Annotated in this window: 23 protein-coding genes and 1 pseudogene; 17 read left to right on the top strand and 7 right to left on the bottom strand. The window is 72.3% G+C overall.

Annotated features, from left to right (window positions below):
• Positions 1-7 precede the first annotated feature (7 nt).
• Positions 8-340 carry a YnfA family protein gene (locus MUY14_RS22060; protein WP_247011467.1) on the top strand — a complete coding sequence of 111 codons (333 nt, stop codon included), beginning with the start codon at positions 8-10 and terminating at the stop codon, positions 338-340.
• A 311-nt stretch (positions 341-651) separates the two neighbouring features.
• Here MUY14_RS22060 and MUY14_RS22055 read toward each other — a convergent pair whose 3' ends face one another.
• Positions 652-2,574, bottom strand: a complete 1,923-nt coding sequence (locus tag MUY14_RS22055; protein WP_247011465.1) for an AarF/ABC1/UbiB kinase family protein — start codon at positions 2,572-2,574, stop codon at positions 652-654.
• A 169-nt stretch (positions 2,575-2,743) separates the two neighbouring features.
• Between MUY14_RS22055 and MUY14_RS22050 the strand changes: the two genes are divergently transcribed.
• Positions 2,744-3,277 (top strand): snapalysin family zinc-dependent metalloprotease, encoded by a 534-nt coding sequence (locus MUY14_RS22050; RefSeq protein WP_247011463.1) that lies wholly within the window; start codon positions 2,744-2,746, stop codon positions 3,275-3,277.
• Positions 3,278-3,286: 9 nt separating this feature from the next.
• On the opposite strand, the pseudogene MUY14_RS47350 reads toward MUY14_RS22050, so the two are convergent.
• Positions 3,287-3,445, bottom strand: a pseudogene (locus tag MUY14_RS47350) (DUF2000 family protein); the annotation flags it as partial.
• A 146-nt stretch (positions 3,446-3,591) separates the two neighbouring features.
• On the opposite strand from MUY14_RS47350, the gene MUY14_RS22045 reads away from it, so the two are divergent.
• The 3 genes from MUY14_RS22045 to MUY14_RS22035 are packed head-to-tail and all read left to right on the top strand — an operon-like array spanning position 3,592 to position 6,165.
• On the top strand, positions 3,592-4,815 hold the full coding sequence (locus MUY14_RS22045) for a sensor histidine kinase (protein ID WP_247025198.1): 1,224 nt from the start codon (positions 3,592-3,594) through the stop codon (positions 4,813-4,815).
• The gene (locus tag MUY14_RS22040) at positions 4,812-5,456 is read left to right on the top strand and encodes a response regulator transcription factor (protein ID WP_247011461.1); all 645 of its coding nucleotides are present in this window, start codon (positions 4,812-4,814) and stop codon (positions 5,454-5,456) included. The genes MUY14_RS22045 and MUY14_RS22040 overlap by 4 nt, the downstream gene beginning before the upstream one ends.
• A 4-nt stretch (positions 5,457-5,460) precedes the next feature.
• Positions 5,461-6,165, top strand: coding sequence for a methyltransferase domain-containing protein (locus MUY14_RS22035; RefSeq protein ID WP_247011459.1), 705 nt, complete (start codon positions 5,461-5,463; stop codon positions 6,163-6,165).
• Here the strand turns inward: MUY14_RS22035 and cysC are convergent.
• Positions 6,162-7,970, bottom strand: coding sequence for an adenylyl-sulfate kinase (cysC, locus tag MUY14_RS22030; RefSeq protein ID WP_247011457.1), 1,809 nt, complete (start codon positions 7,968-7,970; stop codon positions 6,162-6,164). The two genes, MUY14_RS22035 and cysC, sit on opposite strands and share 4 nt — an antisense overlap.
• On the bottom strand, positions 7,970-8,902 hold the full coding sequence (gene cysD / locus MUY14_RS22025; protein ID WP_247011455.1) for a sulfate adenylyltransferase subunit CysD: 933 nt from the start codon (positions 8,900-8,902) through the stop codon (positions 7,970-7,972). The genes cysC and cysD overlap by 1 nt, the downstream gene beginning before the upstream one ends.
• A 39-nt stretch (positions 8,903-8,941) precedes the next feature.
• Here cysD and MUY14_RS22020 point away from each other — a divergent pair, with 39 nt between their 5' ends.
• Genes MUY14_RS22020 through MUY14_RS22005 form a run of 4 tightly spaced genes read left to right on the top strand, consistent with a single transcriptional unit; the run spans position 8,942 to position 12,559 of the window.
• Complete coding sequence (locus MUY14_RS22020) at positions 8,942-9,421, top strand: nuclear transport factor 2 family protein (protein ID WP_247011453.1); 480 nt, start codon at positions 8,942-8,944, stop codon at positions 9,419-9,421.
• A complete protein-coding gene (locus MUY14_RS22015; protein ID WP_247011450.1) occupies positions 9,418-10,608 on the top strand; it encodes a hypothetical protein in 1,191 nt (396 codons plus the stop codon). The genes MUY14_RS22020 and MUY14_RS22015 overlap by 4 nt, the downstream gene beginning before the upstream one ends.
• Positions 10,605-11,393 (top strand): SDR family oxidoreductase, encoded by a 789-nt coding sequence (locus MUY14_RS22010; protein ID WP_247011448.1) that lies wholly within the window; start codon positions 10,605-10,607, stop codon positions 11,391-11,393. The genes MUY14_RS22015 and MUY14_RS22010 overlap by 4 nt, the downstream gene beginning before the upstream one ends.
• Positions 11,394-11,401: 8 nt before the next feature.
• The gene (locus MUY14_RS22005; RefSeq protein ID WP_247011446.1) at positions 11,402-12,559 is read left to right on the top strand and encodes a sulfotransferase; all 1,158 of its coding nucleotides are present in this window, start codon (positions 11,402-11,404) and stop codon (positions 12,557-12,559) included.
• Here the strand turns inward: MUY14_RS22005 and MUY14_RS22000 are convergent.
• A complete protein-coding gene (locus MUY14_RS22000) occupies positions 12,550-13,134 on the bottom strand; it encodes a helix-turn-helix domain-containing protein (RefSeq protein ID WP_247011445.1) in 585 nt (194 codons plus the stop codon). The two genes, MUY14_RS22005 and MUY14_RS22000, sit on opposite strands and share 10 nt — an antisense overlap.
• 91 nt (positions 13,135-13,225) lie before the next feature.
• Here MUY14_RS22000 and MUY14_RS21995 point away from each other — a divergent pair, with 91 nt between their 5' ends.
• Entirely contained in the window at positions 13,226-13,813 is a 588-nt protein-coding gene (locus tag MUY14_RS21995) for a bifunctional 2-polyprenyl-6-hydroxyphenol methylase/3-demethylubiquinol 3-O-methyltransferase UbiG (RefSeq protein ID WP_247011443.1), read from the top strand.
• Positions 13,813-14,250: a DinB family protein gene (locus MUY14_RS21990; RefSeq protein ID WP_247011441.1), complete on the top strand. Its 438-nt coding sequence runs from the start codon at positions 13,813-13,815 to the stop codon at positions 14,248-14,250. Before MUY14_RS21995 ends, MUY14_RS21990 begins: the two co-directional genes overlap by 1 nt.
• Before the next feature lie 24 nt (positions 14,251-14,274).
• Here the strand turns inward: MUY14_RS21990 and MUY14_RS21985 are convergent, their stop codons facing one another.
• Positions 14,275-15,945, bottom strand: a complete 1,671-nt coding sequence (locus MUY14_RS21985) for a GGDEF domain-containing protein (protein WP_247011439.1) — start codon at positions 15,943-15,945, stop codon at positions 14,275-14,277.
• Between the two features lie 145 nt (positions 15,946-16,090).
• Here MUY14_RS21985 and MUY14_RS21980 point away from each other — a divergent pair, with 145 nt between their 5' ends.
• Complete coding sequence (locus MUY14_RS21980) at positions 16,091-16,441, top strand: helix-turn-helix transcriptional regulator (RefSeq protein WP_247011437.1); 351 nt, start codon at positions 16,091-16,093, stop codon at positions 16,439-16,441.
• The gene (locus tag MUY14_RS21975; RefSeq protein WP_247011435.1) at positions 16,438-17,073 is read left to right on the top strand and encodes an SRPBCC family protein; all 636 of its coding nucleotides are present in this window, start codon (positions 16,438-16,440) and stop codon (positions 17,071-17,073) included. Before MUY14_RS21980 ends, MUY14_RS21975 begins: the two co-directional genes overlap by 4 nt.
• Here the strand turns inward: MUY14_RS21975 and MUY14_RS21970 are convergent.
• The gene (locus tag MUY14_RS21970; protein WP_247011433.1) at positions 17,070-17,417 is read right to left on the bottom strand and encodes a PASTA domain-containing protein; all 348 of its coding nucleotides are present in this window, start codon (positions 17,415-17,417) and stop codon (positions 17,070-17,072) included. The two genes, MUY14_RS21975 and MUY14_RS21970, sit on opposite strands and share 4 nt — an antisense overlap.
• 62 nt (positions 17,418-17,479) lie before the next feature.
• Here MUY14_RS21970 and MUY14_RS21965 point away from each other — a divergent pair, with 62 nt between their 5' ends.
• From MUY14_RS21965 to MUY14_RS21950, 4 genes are all read left to right on the top strand, one after another.
• Positions 17,480-19,042 (top strand): deoxyguanosinetriphosphate triphosphohydrolase family protein, encoded by a 1,563-nt coding sequence (locus tag MUY14_RS21965; protein WP_247011432.1) that lies wholly within the window; start codon positions 17,480-17,482, stop codon positions 19,040-19,042.
• Positions 19,043-19,716: 674 nt separating this feature from the next.
• Positions 19,717-22,587: a S8 family serine peptidase gene (locus tag MUY14_RS21960; RefSeq protein WP_247011431.1), complete on the top strand. Its 2,871-nt coding sequence runs from the start codon at positions 19,717-19,719 to the stop codon at positions 22,585-22,587.
• Between the two features lie 58 nt (positions 22,588-22,645).
• Positions 22,646-23,293 carry an acVLRF1 family peptidyl-tRNA hydrolase gene (locus MUY14_RS21955; protein WP_247011428.1) on the top strand — a complete coding sequence of 216 codons (648 nt, stop codon included), beginning with the start codon at positions 22,646-22,648 and terminating at the stop codon, positions 23,291-23,293.
• Positions 23,294-23,428: 135 nt separating this feature from the next.
• Entirely contained in the window at positions 23,429-25,057 is a 1,629-nt protein-coding gene (locus MUY14_RS21950) for an ABC-F family ATP-binding cassette domain-containing protein (protein WP_247011426.1), read from the top strand.
• The last annotated feature ends 120 nt before the right edge of the window (positions 25,058-25,177 follow it).

The following is a 25,177-nucleotide window of genomic DNA, read 5'->3' as shown; positions in this document are numbered from 1 at the left end:
TCCCGGGGTGCTCCTGCGCTCGATCCTCCTGTTCCTCGCCGCGGCGATCTGCGAAATCGGCGGCGCGTGGCTGATCTGGCAGGGCGTCCGCGAAAACCGCGGCTGGCTGTGGATCGGCGGCGGAATCGTGGCGTTGGGCGTGTACGGCTTCGTGGCGACGCTCCAGCCGGACGCCCACTTCGGCCGCATCCTCGCCGCGTACGGCGGCGTGTTCGTGGCGGGCTCACTGACGTGGGGAGTACTGGCGGACGGCTACCGGCCGGACCGCTACGACGTCATCGGCGCACTGCTGTGCCTGGCGGGGGTCGCGGTGATCATGTACGCGCCGCGGACGGCGTGACAACTTACGCCGACTCGATGATGATCGGCGGCCGTGATAGAAATCTCTGTGTACACCGCATTGATCAGTGCTGTGACGTCGGCGCTCGTCGCCTTGCTGATCGAATACTTTGCCAAGCCGTCTCTAGGGGTTCGTAAAGACCGGCTGCTGGTGCAAGCTCGCGCCAAGCGTGAGTTCTTGGAGACCTCATCGCTACAGTCGCAGGTACGGAAACCGAGGCCGATTCGATCGTTACTTCCCAGAGCTGAACAGGTGTTTCGCCTGCGTGCGCGCGGTCTTTCCGGAGTCTCTGACGGTGGCGTTGGAAGGCATCATGACCGCCGTCCGGAGCGCCGGAAGACCACGAACAGCAACCTCAACCCCACCAACGCGCTGATCACCAGCAGGTTGTAGCCGAACACCTGGTGCAGCGTCAGGTCCGGCAGGATCCTCGGCCCGCCGTTGCCGGCCAGCAGGAACACCGCCATCAAGCCCGTTGCCGCGCCCACGAAGGCCAGCAGAACCTCGTGGACCAGGCCCGTCACCACGTCGCGGTCGCGCTCGTCCGAAAACAGGCGGATGTTGACCGACAGCCTGCCCTCCTCCAGGGCCGCGCCGATGCGGTCGATGCGGCGGGGGAGGCGGCGCAGCACCGGGAGCAGGGCCATGACTTCGTTGACCGCCGTGCGGCGCAGGGACTCCGGGCGCAAGCCGGCGCCGACCTGCTCGACGGCGAACGCGCGGGACTCCGCCACCACGTCGAACGCGGGGTCGAGGGCGGCGAGCGTGCCCTCCACCGTCGCCAGTGCGCGGAACACCGCGGCCACCGGCGGGGGCACGCTCAGCCGGAAGTCCGCGACCACCCGGAACAGGCCGGTGAAGAGGTCGAGGCCCGGGGAGCGGCCGGGGCCGAAGTGGCGGGCGACCAGGGCGCCGAGCGCGCGTTCGAGGCGCTGTTCGTCGATGTCGTCGGTGCGGTCGACGATCTCCAGCAGCCCGTCGCGCAGGGCCGCGGGGTCGCCACGGTCGAGGGCGAGCACCAGGTTCTGGAGGCCGCCGCGCAGGCTCGCGTCGAGGCGGCCGACCGAGCCGAAGTCGAGCAGGCCGAGGCGGCCGTCGGGCAGGAGCATGAGGTTGCCCGGGTGCGGGTCGGCGTGGAAGACGCCGCCGATCATCACCTGGTCCAGCAGGCAGCGCAGCAACGACCGCGCGAGCCGCTTGCGGTCCGCCGGCGGTGCCGTCTCCACCGGACGGCCGGTCAGCCGGGACATGACGAGGACGCGCTCGGTGGACAGTGCTTTGTGGACGGTCGGCAGCACGACGTCCGAGCCGGAAGTGGCGGCCACGGCGGCGATGTTGCGGGCTTCGATGGTGAAGTCGAGTTCCTCGGCCAGCGCCGCGGCGAACCCCTCGGCCAGTTCGGCGACGCCGAGCGAGCGTGCCCAGTCCGCGCGTTCCTCGAGGGCCGCGGCGACGCGCCGGACGATGTCGATGTCGCGTTCGGCCTGCTCCCGCACCCCGGGGCGCTGGACCTTCACGACGACGTCCGCGCCGCCGCGCAGCTTCGCCCGGTAGACCTGCGCGACCGACGCCGCCGCCAGGGGTTCGGGGTCGAACTCGGCGAAGACGTCGTCGGGCGAGCCCCCGAGTTCGGCGGCCAGCAGGGCCCACACCGCTTCGGCGCGAGCGGGTGCGACCCGGTCCTGCAGCTTCGCGAGCTCGTCGACGAACGCCGGTGGCAGCAGGTCCGCGCGGGTCGAGAGCAGCTGGCCGAGCTTCACGAACGTCACGCCGCCCTCTTCCAGTGCCCGGCGCAGGGACCGGGCGAGCTTGGCGTGCCGTCCCGGCGCGAGATCGGGGTCGCGCCGGCCCGCGAGGTAGCGGCCGAGGCCGTGCTTGACGGCGATCCGGCTGATCTGCGAGTACCGGCGGGCGCGCGTGAGCTTGGCGCCCAGCGCGCGCACCCGGAGCCCGTCCGGCAGGGCCACCTCGGCGACGAGGAGGAAGATCAGCGTCGCGAGGAAAGCGCTGCCCGCCAACGGGATCACCAGCCCGAGCGCCGCGCCGCCGTTGCGCAGCAGGGAAACCGGGAACGCCTGCGCGATCCCGCCCGCGACGAGCCAGCCGAACGCGGCACCGCACAACGCCCGCACGGCGCCGATCCGGACGCCGAGCACCCGCCGCGACGCCACGACGAGCGGCCACAGCACCAGCGCGTACAGGGGAAGGGTCAGCAGGCCCACCAGGATGTCCACGCCGGAGAGCAGACCACGGCGGCGGGCCCGGACGGCTCACGCGGCGGCGGGACCCGGCTCCCTCCCGCGAGGGAACTACTTTCGGCCGTGGCCCGCCCGGTCGGTGGACTTCTAACCTGATCGCTCGAACGACGGTCAAGTGTTCTCTGAATCGGACGAAGGAGACACGATGGAAGCACGCGTGATCGGCCGGATCGCGGCGCTGGCCCTGGCGGCCCCGCTGGCCTTGGGGCTCGCGGCCGCGCCCGCTTCGGCGGCCGCAGTCACGACGCTCTACTACAGCTCGTCGGGCGCGCCGGACTACCTCGCCCAGATCGACCAGGGCGCGGCGAACTGGAACGCCGCCGTCACCGACGTGAAGCTGGTCAAGCGCACCACGAGCGCGACGATCAAGTTCCACGAGATCCACAGCGGCGGCTCGTACACCAACACGAACGGCCACGGCCGCGGCGACATCTACCTCGACACGAGCCAGGTCGCCGAGGGCTACGACCCGACCCGGATCGCCGCGCACGAGCTCGGCCACAACCTCGGCCTGCCCGACCACTACAGCGGCCCGTGCACCGAGCTGATGTCCGGCCACGGCCCGGGCACGGCGTGCAAGAACGCCAAGCCGGACGCGACCGAGACGGCGAAGGTCCAGTCCCTGTGGGTGAACGGCTTCGCGGCCGCCCGCACGGGGACCCGCGTGACGGTGCGCTGAGGTCAGCGCACCAGGGGAAGGGAGCGCGGCCCGCACGAGGGCGGCGACCTGCGCGCGCGGTGCCGTCAGGATCGGCAGCGGCGTCGCGATGATTCCCGGGTGGGCGACGCCGTCGGCGTCCTCGATGTCGGCCCCGGCCAGGCCGTCGACGCGGTGACCCCAGGTCACCGACAGAGGACGCCGGCGGCGTTCGCCGCGTGCAGTGCCACCGTCAGGTCGAGAACGACTTGCTGCACATCGCGGCCGCCGACAACGACGAACTGCTCCATCGCGAGGGGGAGGCGCGCGCCGCGGCCGGCTGCGAAGATCGGCCGGTGCGCGTACTCCGCCCCCTGACGGGCAAGGCGACCTACCGCCGCTGGGTGTACCTCGTGCTCGGTGGCGCGATCAGCGTGCCCTACCTGCTGTTCTCCGCGATCGCCGTGCCGTCGGTGCTGCCGTTCGTCACCACGATCGAGCGGGCCACCGTGCTCGGCGGCGGGCTCACGCTGCTCGTCCTGGCCGGCACGGCGTTCCTGCCCGCGGTGCACGTGCTCGAATCCACCGCGGTCCGCGAGCTGCTGGACGACCCGGTGCCGGACGCCCCCGCGAAACCGCACACCCGGCGCGGCAAGCGGCAGGCCGCGGGGATGTTCGTGCTGCACGTCGTCGCCGGGTTCGTCGTCAGCCTCTTCAGCCTGCTCGCGCCGGTCGCGATCGGGCTTTCGGTCAGCGCGGTGTTCACCGGTCAGCTCGTCGAAACCAGCGACGGCGAGCTGACGGTGCCGGTGGGCTGGGCGTCGGCGTGGCTGCCCGCCGTGTTCGTGCTCGGCGGGGTGCTGCTGGTGTACGCGGTCTGGGCGATCGGCGGCCTGCTGCGCCGGGCCGCGACGGCGCTGCTCGGGATGAGCGCCGCCGACCGCATCGCCCGGCTGGAACGGCGGACCGAGCAGCTCGCCGAGCGCAATCGCCTGGCCAGGGAGCTGCACGATTCGGTGGGGCACGCGCTGAGCGTCGTCACGCTGCAGGCGGGCGCGGCCCGGCGGACGCTGCGCACCGACCCGGACTTCACCGAGCGGGCGCTGGGCGCGATCGAGGACTCCGCCCGGACGGCGCTCGAGGACCTCGACCACGTGCTCGGCCTGCTGCGCGAGGAGGCGGCGGGGCGGGCGCCGCAGCCGACATTGACCGAGCTGCCGGCGTTGCTGGAGACGACCCGGCTGGCGGGCACCCCGGTCACGGCCGAGATCACCGGCGAGCCGGCCGCGGTGCCGGCGGTCGTGTCGCGGGAGGTGTACCGGATCCTGCAGGAATGCCTGACGAACGCGGTGCGGCACGCCGGTAGGGTCCCGGTGGCGGTGGCCGTCGAGATCGCGGCGCACGAGCTGGTGGCGCGGGTGGCGAACCCGCTGTCGGTTTCCGTCGGCCGCGCCGGCGGGGGCCGGGGACTGCGGGGGATGGCCGAGCGGGCGGCGGTGCTGGGCGGCGAGCTGTCGGCGGGACGGGTGGACGAGCGGTGGGAGGTCGTGGTGCGGGTGCCGTGGGGGAGCGGGCGGTGAGCGTCGGGGTGCTGCTGGTCGACGACGAGCCGCTGATCCGGGCCGGGTTGCGGGCGATCGTCGACAGCGAGGACGGCCTCTCCGTGGTCGGCGAGGCCACCGACGGGGCCGAGGTGCCCGGGCTCGTGGCGCGGTTGCGGCCGGACGTCGTGCTGATGGACGTGCGGATGCCCGCCGTCGACGGGATCGCCGCCACCACGCACCTGATGTCCACTGTGGACCCGCCGAAGGTGGTCGTGGTGACCACCTTCGAGAACGACGACTACGTCTACGACGCCTTGCGCGCCGGCGCCAGCGGGTTCCTGCTCAAGCGGGCCCGGCCGGAGGAGATCGTGACGGCGATCCGGACCGTGGCGGCGGGGGAGTCCCTGCTGTTCCCGGCGGCGATCCGCCGCCTGGCGGCCGGCCACGCCCCGGCCGGCGACGGGCTGGCGAGCGTCAACCTGACCGATCGGGAACGCGAAGTCCTGCGCCTGATGGCCCTCGGACTGTCCAATGTGGAGATCGCGGGCGAGCTGTACCTGGGTGTTCAGACGGTGAAGACCCACGTGGGCAACGTACTGGCGAAGCTGGGCGCCCGCGACCGGACCCAGGCCGTGATCCGGGCCTACGACTCGGGGTTCGTGCTTCCGGCAGGATGAACGGATGACTGCCGATTACGACAGCTTCGCCGAGGCCTACGCGGCCGAGAACGAGTCCAGCCTGATGAACGCCCACTACGAACGGCCCGCGGCCATCGCGCTCGCCGGGGACGTGGCCGGACAGCGCGTGCTCGACGCCGGGTGCGGGTCCGGTCCGCTCTTCGCCGCGTTGCGGGACCGGGGTGCCAAGGTGTCCGGGTTCGACCAGAGCGGTGGCATGGTCGACCTGGCGCGGAAGCGGCTCGGTGAAGACGCCGATCTGCGCGTCGCCGATCTCGCCGAGCCGCTGCCCTTCCCCGACGGGGAGTTCGACCTCGTCACCGCCTCGCTCGTGCTGCACTACCTGCGCGATTGGGCGCCACCGCTCGGGGAGCTGCGCCGGGTGCTCAAACCCGGTGGCCGGCTGATCGCCTCGGTCAACCACCCGCTCATGGTCAACCTCACGCACCGCCAGGAAGGCCCCCGGCCCGACTACTTCGCGCACTACACCTGGACCGACGAATTCCCGATGCACGGACAGGTCGCCCGGATGACCTTCTGGAACAAGCCGCTGCACGCGATGACCGACGCGTTCACCGCGGCGGGGTTCCGGATCGCCGTCGTCCACGAACCCCGGCCCACGGCGGCGGCCCGCGAGCTGTTCCCGGACGACTTCCCGATCCTCGACACCTTCCCGAGCTTCCTGTTCTTCGTGCTCGAAGCCGGTTAGCCGAGGTCGTCGAGGAGGGCCTGGACGGCGGCGGCCATGGTCGCCGGGTCGCCGTCGGCCGGGTGGAGGATCAGGTCCGGCGAGGACGGCCGCTCGTACGGCGCGTCGACGCCGGTGAACCCCTTGATCTCCCCGGCACGCGCCTTCGCGTACATCCCCTTCGGGTCGCGTGCCTCGCACACCTCCAGGGGCGTGTCCACGAAGACCTCCACGAACGGCAGGTCCGCGTGCACCTCCCGCGCGCGAGCCCGGTCCGACGCATAAGGGCTGATCAGGGACGCGATCGCCACCACGCCCGCGTCCGCGAACAGGCGGGCCACCTCGGCCACCCGCCGGACGTTCTCCGCGCGGTCCTCCGGGCTGAAACCGAGGCCCGCGTTCAGTCCGTGGCGCAGGTTGTCGCCGTCGAGGAGGTACGCCGGGCGGCCGGCCGCGACCAGCCGGCGTTCGAGCTCCACCGCCACCGACGACTTGCCCGATGCCGAAAGGCCGGTGAGCCACACCGTCGCGCCGCGGGTCGGGCGGTCCTCGCGGCGGACCGCCGCGGTGTGCCAGACGACCGGGGACGCCGGGGCGCCGGTGATCATGCCCCCCGCGACCGTGTCGCCGGTGTGCTCGTCGACCAGCAGGAACCCGCCCGTGGCGCGGTTGCGGCGGTACGGGTCGAACAGCAGCGGCGCCCGCGTGCGCAGCCGGATGCGGCCGATGTCGTTCAAGGACAACGATTCCGCGGAGTCGCGGTGCAGCGTCGTCACGTCGAGGCGGTACTCCAGCTTCTCCACCGTGCCCCGCGTCTCGGACGTCGTGTGCCGCACCGCGAACGTGGCGCCCGGCGTCAGCGACGACCGCGAGGAGAACCAGCACACCAGCGCGTCGACCTCGCGCGCGGTCTCCGCGCGGTTGCCCGGGCGGCAGAGCATCGCGCCGCGCCCTAGGTCCAGGTCGTCGGCCAGCTCGACCGTCACCGCCTGGCCGGTGAAGGCTTCCGCGAGCGGGGTCCCGCCGGGGCCCCACACCGCGCGGACGCGGGAGGTGAACCCCGACGGCAGCGCCACCACCTCGTCGCCCGGCTTGAACACCCCGCCCGCGATGGTGCCCGCGTAGCCGCGGAAGTCCGGCCGGCGGATGACGTACTGCACCGGGAACCGGGCGTCGATCAGGTTGCGGTCGGAGGCGACGTGCACCTCTTCGAGCTGGTGCAGCAGCGAAGTCCCCTCGTACCAGGGCATGCTCGCGCTGCGGTGGACGACGTTGTCGCCGTGCAGCGCCGAAACCGGCACGAACGTCAGGTCGGCGACGTCGAGCTTCATCGCGAACCGCCGGAACTCCTCGCGGATCTCCTCGAAGCGCGCCGCCGACCACCCGACGAGGTCCATCTTGTTCACGCACACCACGAGGTGCCCGATCCCGAGCAGCGAGGCGAGGAACGCGTGCCGCCGCGACTGCTCCAGCACGCCCTTGCGCGCGTCCACCAGGACCAGCGCCAGGTCCGCCGTCGACGCGCCGGTCACCATGTTCCGCGTGTACTGCAGGTGCCCCGGGGTGTCGGCGATGATGAACTTCCGCTTGGGCGTGGCGAAGTAGCGGTGCGCGACGTCGATCGTGATGCCCTGCTCGCGCTCGGCGCGCAGGCCGTCGGTGAGCAGCGCGAGGTCCGGGTAGTCCTCGCCGCGTTCACGGCTGGCGCGTTCGACGGCGGCGAGCTGATCGGTGAAGATCGCCTTCGAGTCGAACAGCAGCCTGCCGATCAGCGTGGACTTCCCGTCGTCCACGCTGCCCGCCGTGGCGATCCTCAGCAGCTGCATCAGAAGTAGCCCTCCCGCTTGCGGTCTTCCATGCCTGCCTCGGAAATCCGGTCGTCCGCCCGCGTCGCGCCGCGCTCGGTGACGCGGGTGGCGGCCACCTCGGCGACCACTTCGGACGGTGTCGACGCCGACGATTCGACGCAGCCCGTGCAGGTGGCGTCGCCGACGGTCCGGAAGCGCACGGTCGCCTCGTACGGCGTCTCGCCGTCCACCAGGGACAGGAACCGGGTGGCCGCCAGCAGCATGCCGTCGCGCTGCACCACGGAACGCTGGTGCGCGTAGTACAGCGGCGGCAGCGCGATCCGTTCGTCCCGGACGTACTGCCAGATGTCGAGCTCGGTCCAGTTCGACAGCGGGAAGACGCGGATGTGCTCACCGCGGCGGTGCCGCCCGTTGTAGAGGTTCCACAGCTCCGGGCGCTGCGCCCGCGGGTCCCACTGGCCGTGCTCGTCGCGGAAGCTGAACACGCGTTCCTTCGCGCGGGCCTTCTCCTCGTCGCGGCGGGCCCCGCCGAACACGGCGTCGAACCCGCCCTCGCGGATCGCGCGCAGGAGCGTCACGGTCTGCAGCCGGTTGCGGCTGGTGCCCGGGCCGGTCTCCTCGACGACGCGGCCGGCGTCGATGTCGTCCTGCACGCTCGCGACCTCGAGGCGCAGGTTCAGCGCGGCGACGGTCTCGTCGCGGAAGCGCAGCACCTCGTCGAAGTTGTGGCCGGTGTCGACGTGCAGCACCGGGAAGGGGAGTGGCGCCGGCCAGAACGCCTTGGCGGCGGCGTGGAGCATCACCACGGAGTCCTTGCCGCCGGAGAACAGCAGGACCGGGCGCTCGAAGGTCGCCGCGACCTCGCGGAAGACGTGCACTGCCTCCGCTTCGAGCGCGGCCAGGTGCGAGAGCTCGTACGAGGTCACGGACACCGGAAAAAAGTAGAACATGTTCTTGTCATCGGTCAAGCGGTGCGGGACCCTGGGACGATGGACCTGGTCGTACTCGAAGAGATCCGCCGGCTGAAGTACCGCTACCTCCGCGCGGTCGACCTGAAGCAGTGGGACGAGGTGGCCGACACCTTCACCGCCGACGCCACGGCCGACTACGGGACCCGCGCGACCGGCGAGGACGGGAAGCACTTCGAAGGGCGCGACGCCATCGTCGCGTTCCTCACCGAGAGCCTCGGCAACGGCATCATCACCGTGCACCACGCAGGTCAGCCCGAGATCGAAGTCGACGGCGACACCGCGACCGGGCGGTGGTCGTTCACCGACAAGGTCATCGTGCCCGAGCACAAGGTGATCATCGAAGGTGCCGCGTTCTACGAGGACACCTACCGCCGCGAAGCCGACGGCGCCTGGCGCATGACGCACATCGGCTACGTCCGGACGTACGAGTCGATGCTCTCCTGGGCGGACACCCCGGGCTTCCGGCTGCTCGCGAACCGCTGGGCCGTGCCGGCATGATCGAGAACGAGTTCTCGTTGACCCGGCCGTTCGCCGACGCCATCGCCGAGGCCGAGAAGCTGATCGCCGGAGCGCCGCACGTGAAGACCGAGCAGGACCTCCTCGAGGGTTACGACTACCTCGCCGGCAGCATCCGAGCGTCGGTGCAGATGGCCTGGGCCTACCAGCGCGACTTCCCGTACTTCACCGCGTCCACCGGGCCGTACACGAAGATGGGCCTGGACAACCCGGACACCCTCTACTTCAACGCGAACATCCGCGACGACCGCGAGTACCTGGTCACCGGCGTCCGCGGGACGACCGCCGACCTGAGCTTCCAGGTCCTCAACGGCGATTACTCGCCCGTCGTGGTGCCCGACAGCCTGACCGCGTTCGACGACCGCGCCATCGAAATCGGCGAAGACGGCCGGTTCGAACTGCGCTTCGGCCCGGCCCGCGAGAACCCGGGCCCGAACTACTTCACCCTCGGCAAGGGCTCCTCGATGCTCGTGGTCCGCGAGGTCCACAGCGACTGGGCGACCGAGCGGCGCGGCGAGATCCGGATCCGGTGCGTCGACACCGCCGGGCAGGCGCCACCGGTGCCCGACCGGACGGCGTTGGCCAAGCGCTACGGCGTCACCGGCAAGATGCTGCTGAGCCGGCTCAAGACGTTCCTCGCCTTCCCGAAGTGGTTCTACGACGACCTGCCGGTCAACACGATGACCGAGCCGCGGTCGACCCCCGGCGGCCTGACCACGCAGTTCTCCTCCGCCGGCCACTACGAGCTCGGCGACGAAGAGGCGCTGATCGTCACCGTGCCGCGCTGCGCGGACGCGCCCTACCAGGGCATCCAGCTCGGCAGCCTCTGGTACGTCTCGCTCGACTACATCAACCACCAGACGAGCCTCACCGCCGACCAGGCGCGCGTCGACCCCGACGGCAAGATCCGGTTCGTGATCAGCGAGCGCGACCCGGGGCTGGCGAACTGGCTGGAGCGCACCGGGCACGACCGCGGGTACGTCCAGATCCGCTGGCAGCGGCTCGACCGGGACCTCGGCGCGGCCGACGGCCCGGTGGTCGAGGTGGTCAAGGTGGACGAGCTGCCGGACCGGCTGCCCTACCACGAGGAAGCACGCGTGACGCCGGCCGAGTGGACGGCGCGGATCGCGGCGCGGCAGGACGCCGTCGCCGCCCGGATGCTGGGGTGAGCGTGGCGGATCTGTTGCAGGGCAAGGTCGTCGTGGTCTCGGGCATCGGCCCGGGACTCGGCCGGTCGATCGCCGTGCGGAGCGCGGCGGCGGGCGCGGACGTCGTGCTCGCCGCGCGCACCGAGTCGCGGCTCACCGAGGTCGCCAAGGAGGTCACCGACCTCGGGCGCCGCGCCGTCGCGATCCGGACCGACATCGACGACGCCGGCTCCGCCGAGAACCTCGCCAACGAGGCACTGGAGGCGTTCGGCCGCGTCGACGCGGTGGTGCACAACGCCTTCGCTGTCCCGCCGCTGACCGATCTGGCCACTGTGGACCTCGACGCCGTCCGGAAGGGCTTCGAAACCGCGGCGATCTCGGTGCTCCGGCTGACCCGGCTGTTCCTGCCCGCGCTCAAGGAGAGCAAGGGCTCGCTGGTGATGATCAATTCGGCCGTGCTGCGGCATTCCCGGCGCACGTTCGGCGCGTACAAGATGGCGAAGTCCGCGCTGCTGTCGCTGTCACAGAGCCTCGCCAGCGAGGTCGGCCCGGACGGCGTCCGCGTCAACACCGTCGCGCCCGGCTATATCTGGGCGCCGAACCTCAAGTGGTACTTCACTTACCTGGCCAAGGAACGCGGGATCACGCCCGAAGAGGTCTACGCCGAAACCGCGTCCACGATAGACCTGCGCAAGCTGCCCGAGCCCGACGAGATCGCCGACGCCGTCGTGTTCCTCGCCTCGCCGATGGCGCGCGCGATCACCGGGCAGTGCCTCGACGTCAACGGCGGCGAGTACCACCACTAGGAGGTTCGATGCTCCCCGGCCGCGAAGACGTCGGCACCGTCGAAGACCTGCACGCATCGGCCTCGAAGCTCACCGGGCTCGACGACTTCGGCACCGGCGAATACCTCGAGGGCCTGCGCGTGCTGCTGGAGTCGTACGAGGCCGACGAGGACCTCACGCCGTTCGGCAACAAGGTGCACCGGGCGATGCTGCGCGGCGCGCTCGTGGCGCGGCTGCTGAGCGAGGCGTCCTGGAAGCAGAACCCGGATTACGCGGACGTCCGCGTCGAACGGCCGATCTTCGTCACCGGCCTGCCCCGCACCGGCACCACCGCGCTGCACCGGCTGCTCGTCGAGGACCCCGCGCACCAGGGTCTCGAGGTGTGGCTCGCGGAGGTCCCGCAGCCGCGGCCGCCGCGGGAGACGTGGGCGGAAAACCCGATCTTCCAAGGGATCCAGGCCGGGTACGAACGCCACCACGTCGAGCACCCGGAGTTCATGGGCGTGCACCACATGTCCGCCGACCAGGTGGAGGAGTGCTGGCAGCTGCTGCGCCAGTCGATGCGCTCGGTTTCGTTCGAGTGCCTCGCGCACCTCCCGCGCTACTCGCGCTGGCTGGCCAAAGAGGACTGGACGGACGCCTACGCCCGGCACCGGCGCAACCTGCAGCTGATCGGGCTGCCGGACGCGGGCAAGCGCTGGGTACTCAAGAACCCGAGCCACCTGTTCGCGCTGGACGCGCTGATGGCGAACTACCCGGACGCGCTGGTGATCCAGACGCACCGGGCGCCGCGGACGATCATGGGCTCGATGTGCAGCCTCGCCGAAAAGGCCGCGGACGGCTGGTCGGCGAAGTTCCGCGGCGAGGTGATCGGCCGCGGCCAGCTCGACCTGTGGGCCCGCGGCGCCGACGACTTCCTGCTGGCCCGAGGGCGCTACGACCCGGCGCAGTTCTGCGACGTGGCCTACGAAGACTTCGTCGCCGACCCGATCGGCACGGTGTCCACTGTGTACGACCACTTCGGACTCGATCTCACCGGCGAGGCGCGGGCGGCCATGACCGCGGTGCACGGGCAAAGCCGGACGGGGGAACGGAAGCCCGTGCACCGGTACAGCCTCGCGGACTTCGGCTTGACGCCCGAGGAAGTCGACGAACGGTTCGCGGGCTACCGGGCGGCTCACGGCTGATCGTCGCGCGGCCGGACGTGCACGCGCTCGCCCTGCAGGCCGAACAGGATCAGCAGCTCGACCGCACGGCCGTCGGCGGAGCCCAGCCAGTGCGGCGCGGTCGTGTCGAACTCCGCGGCCTCGCCCGGCGGCAGGTCGAGGTCGCGGTCGCCGACGACCAGCCGCAGCGTCCCGTTGAGGACGTAGAGCCACTCGTAGCCACTGTGCGTCTGCGGCGTCGGCTCGGCGGGCTCGCCAGTCGCGGGGATCAGCATCTTGTACGCGTGCACGCCGCCGGGGCGGCGGGTGAGCGGCACGAACGTCATGCCGTACCGGTGCACCGGGTGCAGGTGGACGCGCGGGTCGCCGGTGCGCGGGGCGCCGACGAGGTCGTCGAGCGGGACGTCGTAGGCGCGTGACAGCGGCAGCAGCAGTTCCAGATTCGGCCGCCGCAGCCCGCTTTCCAGCCGCGACAGGGTGCTTTCCGAGATCCCGGTCTCGGCCGAGACCCCGGCCAGGGTGCCGCCGCGCTGCCGCCGCAGCGCGCGCAACCGCGGCCCGACCGCGTCCAGGACGGTGTCGATCTCGTCGCTCATGCCCCCAGTCTTGCCGGTCCGGCAAGTTTTCGTGCGCCGCCGAGGGCCCACGGGGCACGGTGAACGCCGTTACCCCGCACGAAGGAGAGTCATGGACGCCGTCCGCTTCTGGGACGACCACTACCGCGAGCCCCGCACCACCCGGGTGAACCCCCTGCTCGCCGAGATCGCCGCCGAACTGCCGCCGGGCACGGCGCTGGACCTGGGCTGCGGCGCCGGCGGTGACGCGCTTTGGCTGGCCGCGCGCGGCTGGCGGGTCACCGCGGCCGACATCTCGGCCAACGCCGTGGCCCGCCTGGCGGAGAACGCGCGTGGCCTGCGGGTGTCCGCGGTCCGCGTGGACCTGGCGGAGGAGTTCCCGGCGGGGGAGTTCGACCTGGTGTCCGCGCAGTACTTCCACACGCCGTTCGAGCTGCCGCGGGCCCGGGTCCTGCGCACCGCGGCGCACGCACTGCGTCCCGGCGGCCGGCTGGTGGTCGTCGACCACGGGTCGGCCGCACCCTGGTCGTGGAACACCGAGGGCGATTTCCCCACGCCGGACGCGGTGTTCGCCGAGCTGGAGCTGGACGCCGGCTGGCGGGCCGAGCGCGCGGACGCGCCGCGGCGGGTGGCGACCGGCCCGGGCGGGCAGACGGCGACGGTGACCGACCACGTGCTGGTCGTCCGGCGGGCCGCCTGATGGCGCGCCGGGACGCCGGCCCGCCGCGGACCGGCCCGGGGGAGCGGGAGGTGCTGCTGGGCTTCCTCGGTTACCTGCGTGCCGCGGTGATCGCGAAGGTCGACGGCGTCGCGGAGCCCGCGGTGCGGACGCCGGGGGTGCCGTCCGGGACGAACCTGCTCGGGCTGGTGAAGCACCTGACGCACGTCGAGCGCCATTGGGTCCTGGGCGAGCGGACCACTCGCTGGGCGGCGACCTTCCACGCCAAGCCGGGCGAAAGCGTGGAGGACATCGTCGGCGCGTACCGAGAGACGGCGGCGAGGGTGGACGCGGCGGTGCCGGCCGGCGACGTGGCGGGCCTGCGGTGGACGCTGACCCACCTGATCGAGGAGACCGGCCGCCACGCCGGCCACATGGACATCCTGCGCGAGCTGATCGACGGCGCGACGGGCCGTTGACCCGCGAAGGTTCGCCGGTGGGTGTCAACCCGCGGCGGCCTGCAAGCCGCGGGTGCCGATGCCGCGCAAAACTTCGACGCGCTCCGCGCCCGGGCGGCCGAGGACCCAGCTCGACCCGGGGACCGCCTTCGCGCGCTTCTTCAACGGCGCCAGCAGCCGCGAAACCTCCTGGTACGAACGGATCGCGTCGCTCGCGCAGACCAGCGTCGCCAGCGACACCGTCACCGGGAGGCCGTCGGCCGACCAGTGGCGGTCCAGCAGGGCGCCGGCCACCGTGGCGATCTCGTCGACGTCGCAGACCACCAGGAAGTCGTCGCCGCCGACGTGGCTCACCCGCATGCGGCGCAGGCCGCCGCTCAGGTCGGTGAGGGCGCGGCCCAGCTCGCGGATCAGGTTGTCGCCCGCGGCGAACCCCGCTGTGTCGTTGACCGCCTTGAAGCTGTCGATGTCGAGCCACGCCGCCACGAACGGCTCGCCGATGGTGATGCGGCGGGTGACGTCGCGGGCGACCGTGTCGCTGCCCGGCAGCCGGGTCAGCGGGTTCAACGCCGCCGCGGCCTCGACCTTCGCCTCGGCCACCCCGCGCACCACCTCGGTCACCAGCACGACGCCGAGGCAGCGGCCGACCTCGTCGACCACGACGACGTCGTCGCCGGTGCGGCCCCAGTCGGCGTCGGTGACCAGCTCGAGGAACTCCATCGCGCCGGCGCGGGCCTCGATCGTGTGCGGGGTGTCGGCGAGCCGGGCCGCCGGGCGCTTCGCGTGCAGCGCGTGCCCGTACGGGCCGGTCACGGCGACCAGGAACCGCGTCCGGTCGACCGACCAGCGCGGCCGGTTCAGCTCGTCCACCCCGACCACGCCCGAAGGCGCGTCGGCCGCCGCAAGCACCTCGCGGACCTGGTCGCACGTCGCGGACTCCGGCAACGTCGTCGCCGGGCGCAGGAAGTCGCCGACGCACTTCGCCGGACCCGGTGCGACGGCCGCGCGCGGCCGCGTCAGCAGGGCCGGGGCCGGGCCTTCCGCCGTGGGCGGGGCCAGCAGGTTGCCCTGCGCGATCCGGACGCCGAGCCCGCGGACGGCCTCGAGCTGGGCGTCGGTCTCCAGCCCGGTCGCGACCAGCCGCGTGCCGGTGCGGTTCGTGAAGTGCAGCAGCGCCTCGACGACGGCGACCGCGGCCGGGTCGTCCGGCAGGCCGCGCAGCACCGTGCGGTCGAGCTTGACGACGTCGACCGGCGCGTCGACGAGCAGGCCCAGCGGCAGGTCACCGCGGCCGAGCCCGTCGAGGGCGAGCCGGAAGCCCAGCTCGGTCAGCGCCCGCATCCCGGACAGCGCGCGCTCGCCGGGCACCGCCGCGAACGGCGGCCCGATCTCGAGCACGACGTCCCGGGTGCGGCGGCCGGCGTCGCCGAGCTCGGCCAGCAGGTCGTCGAACATCGCCGCGGGCGCGGCCAGCGTGCGGGCGGAGAGGTTCAGGTGCAGGGGGAGCGAGGTCGGCTCTTCGGCATCCTGGCGGACGGCGGCGATGGCGAGCCCGAGGTCGGCTTCGGCGAGCCGGCCTTCGCGACGGGCCTGCGCGAGGAGGTCGGGGACCGTTCCGTGGCCGGGCCTGGCCAGCGCTTCGTGCGCCACGACACCCCCGGTCTGGAGGCTGTACAGCGGCTGGAAGGCGAAGCGGACCGCGCGTGGCGACTTCACGATCCGATCCTCGCGGCTGGGCCGCGCGAGCGAAACGGATGTCGTCTGATGTTCACCGGCGTTACCCACATCGGAGCAACTGCGCGTGACAACCGCCACTAGTTCAGCCTTGACTTATATAAGTACGAGCTTGTAGCTTGGCCGGGTGCACGCGTTCGACGTCCTCGGCGACCCGGTCCGCCGCCGGATCCTCGAGCTGCTGGCCGACGGCGAGCGGGCGGCCGGCGCGGTCACCGAGGTGATCCGGGCCGAGTTCGGCATCTCGCAACCCGCCGTGTCGCAGCACCTGAAGGTCCTGCGGGAGAGCGGCTTCGCGGTCGTCCGCCAGGACGGGACGAAGCGGCTCTACGCGGTCGGGCACGCGCCGCTGCGCGACGTCGACGTCTGGCTCGACCGGTTCCGCCGGTACTGGACACCGCCCCTGGACGCACTGGCCACCGAAATCGCCCGCGGCAAGCGCGCCCGGCGCCTCACCGAACAAGGAGACTCCCCGTGATCGAAGTCAGCCACCAGATCAGCGCCGTGCGCCGGACCCTCGGCGACCGGGTGCTCGAGGGGAAGCAGGCCCGGGTGCTCACGATCAGCCAGGTCTACGACACCGACGTCGACGACCTGTGGGACGCCTGCACGAACCCCGAGCGCATCCCGCGCTGGTTCCTGCCGGTGAAGGGCGAGCTGAAGGTCGGCGGCAGCTACCAGCTGGAGGGCAACGCGGGCGGCACGGTCCAGCGCTGCGACCCGCCGAAGAGCTTCGCGGCCACCTGGGAGTTCGGTGGCCAGGTGAGCTGGATCGAGGTACGGCTGACCGCGGAGGGCGAGGGCACGCGGTTCGAGCTGGAGCACGTCGCCCACGTCGACGAGCGCTGGGACGAGTTCGGCCCGGGCGCCGTCGGCATCGGCTGGGACGGCGCGCTGGTCGGCCTGGTCCTGCACCTGGCCAACCGCGGTTCGGCGGTCGACCCGGAAGCGGCGATGGCCTGGATGATGTCGCCCGAGGGCATCCGCTTCATGACGGCGTCGAACGAGGCCTGGTACGAGGCGGACGTCGCGGCGGGCGCGGACCCGGCGAAGGCACGCGCGGCCGCCGACCGCACGCTGAAGGCGTACACGACCCCGCCGGAGGCCTAGCGGTCGGTGTACTTCACCGCGGTCAGGGTGATCACCGCGTCCGCCCGGACCTCGGTGCCGGGCGCGGGGTCCTGGCCGGTCTGCACCCAGTTGCGGTCGATCACCAGCATCCGGCCCTGCCCGGAGCCGTCGACCTCGCGCAGGTTGTAGAGCCCGGCGCGCTGCATCGCGTCCTGGGCGTCCTGGTGGTTCATCCCGGAGACGTCCGGGACCTTGACCAGCGGCGCGGGCGCCGAGGTCGCGGTCTTGACGACCGTCGGCGGGCCGGGTGCGCCGGGTGTGACGCCGCAGGCGGCCGGGGTGAAGGCGAGGACCGCGAGTGCCGTGACCATCCGTCGGGACATGCCACCGGGGTACCCACGCGCCTGCCCGCCGTTCAGGTGAATCGCCGGATAGGGTCGGGCGCATGGATCAGGAGACCGACCCGCGGACGGCCCGGCGCGACCCCGCGGCCGGCGCCGGCGGGTTCACCGACCTGGCGACCAGCCCGTTCCGGATCGACCGCGACCGGATCGCCGCGTCGCCGTTCTTCGCGCGCCTCGGCGGGGTGACGCAGGTGGTCAGCGCCGGCGGGGCCGGGCTGCTGCACAACCGGCTCACGCACAGCCTGAAGGTCGCGCAGGTCGCCCGCGCCATCGCCGAGCGCATCACCGCCGGGCCCGACGCCGGCCTCGCCGACAAGCTGGGGGGCTGCGACCCCGACGTCGCCGAGGCCGCCGCGCTCGCCCACGACCTCGGGCACCCGCCGTTCGGGCACCTCGGCGAGCAGACGCTCGACCGGATCGCCCGGCACCGCTTCGGCCTCGCCGACGGCTTCGAAGGCAACGCGCAGACGTTCCGGATCATCACCACGACCGACGTGCGCGGGCCGTCGGCGGTCGGGCTCGACCTGACCACGGCGGTGCGCGCCGCCGTCCTCAAGTACCCGTGGCTGCGGCTGCACCACCCCGCGCCGCACCCGTCCGCGATGGCCGTGCCGCCGCGCGGGGCCGGCGAGCCCGGCGACCTGCCGGGCACCGGCGCGGCCAAGTTCTCCGCCTACGCCACCGAACTCGACGACTTCGAGCACGCGCGCGCGGCGTTCGCGGGCCGCGTCGAAGGCTGGCAGCAGACCGTCGAGGCGTCCGTGATGGACACCGCCGACGACATCGCCTACGCCATCCACGACCTCCAGGACTTCCACCGCATCGGGGTGCTGCAGCACGCGCCGGTCGCCGCGGAGCTGGGGGAGTGGCTCGAGCACGCGGCCGAACTGGCGGCGCTGGACGACGAGGCGCTGCACGCGGACCTGCGCCGCCCGGGCCGCTCGCTGGAACGGCTGCGCCGCCGCATGCAGGCCAAGGACGCGTGGATCGTCGACGACGACGCGTTCGCCGCGGCCGTCGCGCGGGTGCGCGCGGAGCTGGTCGACGGGCTCTTGGCCGGGGAGTTCGACGGCTCGATCGAGGCCGAGCAGGCGACGGCGGCGTTCTCGGCGAACTGGACGGCCCGGCTGGTCGACGGCGTGGTCGTGCTCGCGTCGCCGTCCACCCGCACCGGGCACGTCTCGCTGCGGCCCGCCCAGTGGCACGAGGTCCAGGTGCTCAAGTTCGTGCACCGCCGGTTCGTGCTGCTGCGCCCCGACCTGGCGCTGCACCAGCGCGGCCAGGCCGGGCTGGTGACGAGCCTGGTCGACGCGCTCGACGCGTGGCTGCTCGACCGCGACGAGGTGTCGCGCCTCCCGCGCCGCCTGCACGACCTGGTCGAGCTGGCTCGAGCCGAGTACGACGGCCTGGCGCGGACGGCGCCGGAGCTGCTGGTCGGCGCGACGGGCGAGCCGGTGACCGGCGCGGACGCGGTGCGGGGGCTGGCGCGGGGCCGTGCGGTGGTGGACTTCGTGGCTTCGCTGACGGACAAGCAGGCGGTGACCCTTTTGGACGCGCTGTCGGGGCGGGCTTCGCAACCGTGGTCGGATTCGTTCGTGCTCTGAGCGCGCGGAGACGGGCTGTCTGCAGCGGGCCGCCTGCTGCCCGCGCCCGCGGTGCGTGCCGGGCGGGTCGCCGCGGTGCCGGACGGCTGTTCGCTCGCGAGGTAAGGGTGAGCGGTGGCCGGTGGCGCACCGGCGTGCCGTGGCGGCAGGACTCGTTCGTGCTCTGAGCGCGCGGAGACGGGCTGTCTGCAGCGGGCCGCCTGCTGCCCGCGCCCGCGGTGCGTGCCGGGCGGGTCGCCGCGGTGCCGGACGGCTGTTCGCTCGCGAGGTAAGGGTGAGCGGTGGCCGGCGGCGCACCGGCGTGCCGTGGCGGCAGGACTCGTTCGTGCGCTGAGCGCGGTAACGGCTTTCCCCCGCCGGCCGCGCGGGTGCACGCGCCGGCGGTGGTGATTGTGGACGTCCCAGCCGGTGGTCGCCCCTTGCGGTGGGGTCGATGTCCCGCCCTTGTCCGGTGGGAAGTTCACCGTTGCGCTGAACGGCCTACGACATCCGGCCGGTTCCGGAAATTACCCGTCCTTTGTCACTCGAACGGCGGGTTCTTACGTAGTACACACCGTACTTAGCTTGATCCTGCCGGTGATCACCGGCGGTCGGTCAGCGTGAGTCGGGGCACGCGCCTGGAGATTCGGAGGGCGCCCGTGCGTCGTACCCGTTCCAACAGATCGAGATCCACTGTGCTCACCGCCGGAGCCGCGGCCCTGCTCGCCGCGCTCGGCTTGGTTTCCCCACCCGCGGCGGGGGCCGCCGCCGCGTCCACACCGGACGCCTTCACCGAGACCGCCCAGCAGCAGATCGCCGCGCTGCAGGCGGTCAAGGCGGGCCGCACCGCCGTCGAGTCCAAAGTGGACAGCAAGCTGCTCGTCGCCGAAAAGGGCGTCACCAAGCAGCTGAACGCGCTCCAGTCCGGCGTCTCCGCGGCCGGGACCGTCTTGGTCGACGTCCGCGCGAGCAAGGTCTCGCCGGACCTGATCGCCGGGCTCACCAAGGCCGGCGCGGGCATCCGCGCGGTGTCCGACCGCTACGGCAGCGTCCGGGCCGAAGTCCCGGTGGCGAAGGTCAGCGAGATCGCCGCCCGCGGCGACGTCCAGCGCGTCGAGCAGGCCGACGGGGCGATGACCGCCCGCGAGCTGGCCACCCCCGCGACCACCCCCGGCAAGGCGGAAACCAAGCAGCAGAAGGCCGACCGCATCGCCGGCGAGCTGCAGAAGGCCGTCAGCGCCAAGTCCCAGCGCAGCGCCGCCGCGGCCGCGACCCTCACCAGCGAGGGCGACCGCGCGCACAACGCCGACATCGCGCGCCAGCAGTTCGGCGTCACCGGCGTCGGCGTCAAGGCGTGCGCCCTGTCCGACGGCGTCGACTCCCTGGCCGCTTCGGTGGCCAAGGGCGAACTGCCGCCCGACGTCGACGTCATCGCCGGCCAGGAGGGCGACGGCGACGAGGGCACCGCGATGCTCGAGATCATCCACGACCTCGCGCCCAACGCGAAGCTGGGCTTCGCCTCCGCGTTCAACTCCGACGCCAGCTTCGCGGACAACATCCGCAAGCTGCGCTTCGAGTCGCACTGCGACGTCATCGTCGACGACGTCATCTACTTCAAGGAATCGCCGTTCCAGGACTGGATCATCGCCCAGGCCGTGAACGACGTGACCGCCGACGGCGCGCTGTACTTCTCCTCGGCCGGCAACGAGGGCAACGTCGCCAGCGGCACCGCCGGGCACTGGGAAGGCGACTTCGTCGACTCGGGCAAGTCGGTCGGCAAGTTCGCCGGCACCGCGCACAACTTCGCCGGCGCGGCGGGCAACCAGATCTTCGAGCCGATCTCGGACGCCTCTTCGGCGGGCGTCCCGGTGACGCTGCACTGGTCCGACCCGATCGGGCACTCGGCCAACGACTACGACCTCTACCTGCTCAACTCCGCGGGTGCCGTGGTCAGCTTCAGCCAGAACGTCCAGGACGGCACCCAGGACCCGTTCGAGATCCTGCAGACGCCGGCCTTCGGCGGCACCGGGCTGCGCCTGGCCGTCGTGAAGTTCTCCGGGGCGAACCGCTACCTGTCGCTGTCCGCGCTGCGCGGCCGGTTCTCCGACTCGGCGGACGGCCTCAAGGCCTTCAACACCCCGGGCGTGACGGTCGGCCACTCGGCCGCTCGGGACGCCTTCAGCGTCGCGGCGGCCCCGGCGGCCAAGGCGTTCGGCCGGCTCCTGGAGCCCGGTGACCCGGCCAACCCGGCCGGCCCGTACCCGGGCGCGTTCAGCGGCGCCACCAAGGCCGAGCGGTTCACCTCCGACGGCCCGCGCCGCGTGTTCTACGAAGCCGACGGCACGCCCATCACCCCGGGCAACGTGTCTTCGACCGGCGGCGAGGTCCGGAACAAGCCGGAGATCACCGCGGCCGACGGCGTCACCACCAGCGTGACCGGCTTCAACCCGTTCTTCGGCACTTCGGCCGCCGCACCGCACGCGGCCGCCATCGCCTCGCTCGTGCTGTCCGGCAACCCCGGGCTGCCCCCGTCCGAGGTCCGCGAAGCGCTGATCAACACCGCGATCGACATCGAAACCCCGGGCCGCGACAACTTCACCGGGTCCGGCGTCATCCTCGCGGACAAGGTGCTGGCCTACACCGGCGCCAGCCCGCAGCCGCTCGCGGTGGCCAAGCAGCCGACGGTCACCCCGGCCGACGGCGGCTCGGCGCTCGACCCGGGCGACACCGCCAAGGTGACGCTGCCGGTGACCAACGACGGTGACGGCACCGCGGTGTCCACCAGCGTCGTGCTCACCAGCCCGACCCCGGGTGTCACGATCGCGCCGCGGTCCAAGTCCTACGGCACCATCAGCCCGGGACAGACCGGCGTCAACGACTTCACCATCACCGTCCCGGCGAGCCAGCAGCTCGGCGTGCCGGTGGTGCTGAACGCCCGCGTCACCTTCGCCGGCGCGCACTCGCCGACGACGCAGACGTTCTCGCTCCCGGTCGGCACCCCGTCGCCGGTCGCGCAGGACTTCGCCTACACCGGCGCGCCGGTGGCGATCCCGGACAACAGCCCGGTCGGCGCGTCGGTGACCATCCCGGTCACCGGGGTCGGCCGCGCGTCCAAGGTGACGTTCTCCGTGGACGGCACCACGTGCAGCACCGACCCGGCCTCGACGACGGTGGGGCTGAACCACTCCTACGTCGGTGACCTGGTCGGCACGCTGACCGCGCCCTCGGGTGCGAAGGCGACGGTGTTCCAGCGCAACGGCAGCTCGGGCAAGAACCTGTGCAAGGTCGTCTTCGCCGACAACGCGGCGGCCGCGTTCAGCACGGTGACCTCGGCGAACGCGCCGTTCACCGGCACCTGGCGGCCGACGCAGTCCCTGACCGGCGGCCTGACCGGCGCGGCCGCGGACGGCACGTGGACGTTCGGCGTGGTGGACGCGGCGGGCGGCGACGCCGGCTTCATCCGCTCGGTCGCGCTGCACATCAACGGGTTCGTGCAGCCCCCGGCGGCCGGCGCGCCGTCGAACGTGCGGGGCGTGACGAACAACGGCCCGGTGCACCCGCTGTAAGCAGTTTCCCGATGCGGGGCCGTCGCGAAGTTCGCGGCGGCCCCGTACCGTTTTCCCCGTGAAACCCCAGGAAGTCGCGGGCGGCGGCCGCGCGGTCGAGGTACCGGCCGGGCGGCTCGAGGGCTTCTTCGCGCGGTTCGCGGAACGGCACGGCGGGATCGCCGCCACCGCGGCCGGGCCGGACGAGGTCCGGGTGACCGCGGCCGACGGGTCCACCGCCACCGCGACCGTCCCTTTCGGACCGCTCGACGAACCCTCCCTCGACGCGCTGCTCGCGCACGTGCTCCTGCCGCGGCGGATCGCGCTGCTGCTCGTGCGGCTCGGCAGCCACAGCGCCGGGATCGCGCGGGCCGGGCGGATCGAGGTCTCGCGCACCGACCGGCACCTCGTGCAGGGCCGCTCGGCCGCGGGCGGCTGGTCCCAGCAGCGCTTCGCCCGGCGTCGCGCGGGACAGGCGCGCCACGCGCTCCAGGACGCGGCGAAGGACGCCTTCGAGGTGCTCGTGCCGCGGTTGTCCGAAGTGGACGCCGTGGTGCTCGGCGGCGACCGCCGCGCCCTCGACCAACTCCGCGCGGACCGCCGGCTGGCGCCGCTGTTCGCCCGCGCGGAGCCCCGCGTGCTGGAGGTCGGCGAGCCGAGCTTCGCCGTTCTCCAAGAGGCGGCCGTGCGCGCGACGTCGGTGCAGGTCACGCTCCGCGACGGGTGAGACCGCACACGTCCGGAAAAACCCGCGGGCCCCGCCCCGTACACTGGTCTCCGTGGATATCCAGCTGGAGTGACGCCGCGGCCCGAGTGGCCGCCTGTCGCTGTCCTCCGTTCACCCCCGTCCACGGGAGTTCCCTTGATCACGGCCACCGGCCTTGAGCTGCGCGCGGGTTCGCGCATCCTGCTCAACGGCGTCACCGTCCGCATCCAGTCCGGCGACCGCATCGGCCTCGTCGGCCGCAACGGCGCGGGCAAGACCACCTCGCTGAAGGTCCTCGCCGGCGAGGGCGAGCCGCACGCGGGCGAGGTCCGCCGCAGCGGCGAGCTCGGCTACCTGCCGCAGGACCCGCGCGAAGGTGATCTTTCGGTCACCGCGAAGGACCGCGTGCTCTCCGCGCGCGGCCTCGACAAGCTGATGCGCGACATGGAGAAGGCACAGGCCTCCATGGCCGAGCTCGTCGACGAAGCCGCGCGCGACAAGGCCATCAACCGCTACGCCCGGCTCGAAGAGCGCTTCGCGTCCCTCGGCGGGTACGCGGCGGAGAGCGAAGCCGCGCGGATCTGCTCGAACCTCGGGCTCGCCGACCGGATCCTCGCGCAGACCCTGCAGACGCTCTCCGGTGGTCAGCGCCGCCGCGTCGAGCTGGCCCGGATCCTGTTCGCCGCGGCCGAAGCGGGCGCGGGTGGCAAGTCCGAGACGATCCTGCTGCTCGACGAGCCGACCAACCACCTCGACGCCGACTCCATCAACTGGCTGCGCGGCTTCCTCAAGCAGCACGACGGCGGCCTGGTCGTGATCAGCCACGACGTCGAGCTGCTCGGCGACGTCGTCAACAAGGTCTGGTTCCTCGACGCCACCCGCGCCGAGCTCGACCTGTACAACATGGGCTGGCAGCGCTACCTCGACGCGCGCGCCACCGACGAGAAGCGCCGCCGCCGCGAGCGCGCCAACGCCGAGAAGAAGGCGTCGGCGCTGCAGCAGCAGGCCGCGAAGCTCGGCGCGAAAGCGACGAAGGCCGTGGCGGCCAAGAACATGGCGCGCCGCGCCGAGCAGATGCTGTCCTCGCTCGACGAGACCCGGGTGGCCGACAAGGTCGCCCGGATCAAGTTCCCGGACCCGGCGCCCTGCGGCCGCACGCCGCTGACCGCCGAGGGCCTGTCGAAGTCGTACGGCTCACTGGAAATCTTCACCGGTGTCGACCTCGCGATCGACCGCGGTTCGAAGGTGGTCGTGCTCGGCCTGAACGGTGCGGGAAAGACCACTTTGCTCCGGCTGCTCGGCGGAATGGAAACCCCGGACACCGGCGAGATCCTGCCGGGTCACGGAATGCGTTTGGGCTATTACGCACAGGAACACGAAACTCTTGATCATGATGCGTCGGTGTGGGAAAACATCCGACATCTCTCTCCGGACACCGGAGCGCAGGAGTTGCGGAACCTGCTGGGTTCGTTCCTCTTCACCGGCGAACAACTCGACCAGCCCGCCGGCACGCTTTCCGGCGGCGAGAAGACCCGGCTCGCGCTGGCCGGCCTGGTCTCCAGCGCTGCCAACGTCTTGCTGCTCGACGAGCCGACGAACAACCTCGACCCGGCCAGCCGCGCGCAGGTCCTGGACGCCTTGCGCAGCTTCTCCGGCGCCGTCGTCCTGGTGACCCACGACCCGGGCGCGGTCGAGGCGCTGGAGCCGGAGCGGGTCATCCTGCTGCCCGACGGGACCGAGGACCACTGGTCGGCCGACTACCTGGAACTTGTCCAGCTCGCCTGAGGGTGCGTCCATTCGGGTGCAAGATCACTCCCGGTGAGGCACTGGAATGGCCCAATGTGATCGCAATTTCGGTCGTTTTACGGCTGTCGTCTGGCAATCCGGCGCTCAGTGTTCGATCAT

This window comes from Amycolatopsis sp. FBCC-B4732, assembly GCF_023008405.1.
Taxonomy (GTDB): Bacteria; Actinomycetota; Actinomycetes; order Mycobacteriales; family Pseudonocardiaceae; genus Amycolatopsis; species Amycolatopsis pretoriensis_A.
The sequence above is the reverse complement of the archived record's forward strand: the minus strand, read 5'-3'. Positions and strand labels throughout refer to the sequence as shown.

Excerpts from the sequence above, each read along its gene's own strand:
- MUY14_RS22035 (WP_247011459.1), top strand. The coding sequence starts at position 5,461 with ATGACTGCCGATTACGACAGCTTCGCCGAGGCCTACGCGGCCGAGAAC.
- MUY14_RS22000 (WP_247011445.1), bottom strand. The coding sequence starts at position 13,134 with ATGAGCGACGAGATCGACACCGTCCTGGACGCGGTCGGGCCGCGGTTG.
- cysD (WP_247011455.1), bottom strand. The coding sequence starts at position 8,902 with ATGTTCTACTTTTTTCCGGTGTCCGTGACCTCGTACGAGCTCTCGCAC.
- MUY14_RS21970 (WP_247011433.1), bottom strand. The coding sequence starts at position 17,417 with ATGTCCCGACGGATGGTCACGGCACTCGCGGTCCTCGCCTTCACCCCG.
- MUY14_RS22050 (WP_247011463.1), top strand. The coding sequence starts at position 2,744 with ATGGAAGCACGCGTGATCGGCCGGATCGCGGCGCTGGCCCTGGCGGCC.
- MUY14_RS21990 (WP_247011441.1), top strand. The coding sequence starts at position 13,813 with ATGGCGCGCCGGGACGCCGGCCCGCCGCGGACCGGCCCGGGGGAGCGG.
- cysC (WP_247011457.1), bottom strand. The coding sequence starts at position 7,970 with ATGCAGCTGCTGAGGATCGCCACGGCGGGCAGCGTGGACGACGGGAAG.
- MUY14_RS22015 (WP_247011450.1), top strand. The coding sequence starts at position 9,418 with ATGATCGAGAACGAGTTCTCGTTGACCCGGCCGTTCGCCGACGCCATC.
- MUY14_RS21965 (WP_247011432.1), top strand. The coding sequence starts at position 17,480 with ATGGATCAGGAGACCGACCCGCGGACGGCCCGGCGCGACCCCGCGGCC.
- MUY14_RS22005 (WP_247011446.1), top strand. The coding sequence starts at position 11,402 with ATGCTCCCCGGCCGCGAAGACGTCGGCACCGTCGAAGACCTGCACGCA.
- MUY14_RS21995 (WP_247011443.1), top strand. The coding sequence starts at position 13,226 with ATGGACGCCGTCCGCTTCTGGGACGACCACTACCGCGAGCCCCGCACC.
- MUY14_RS22020 (WP_247011453.1), top strand. The coding sequence starts at position 8,942 with ATGGACCTGGTCGTACTCGAAGAGATCCGCCGGCTGAAGTACCGCTAC.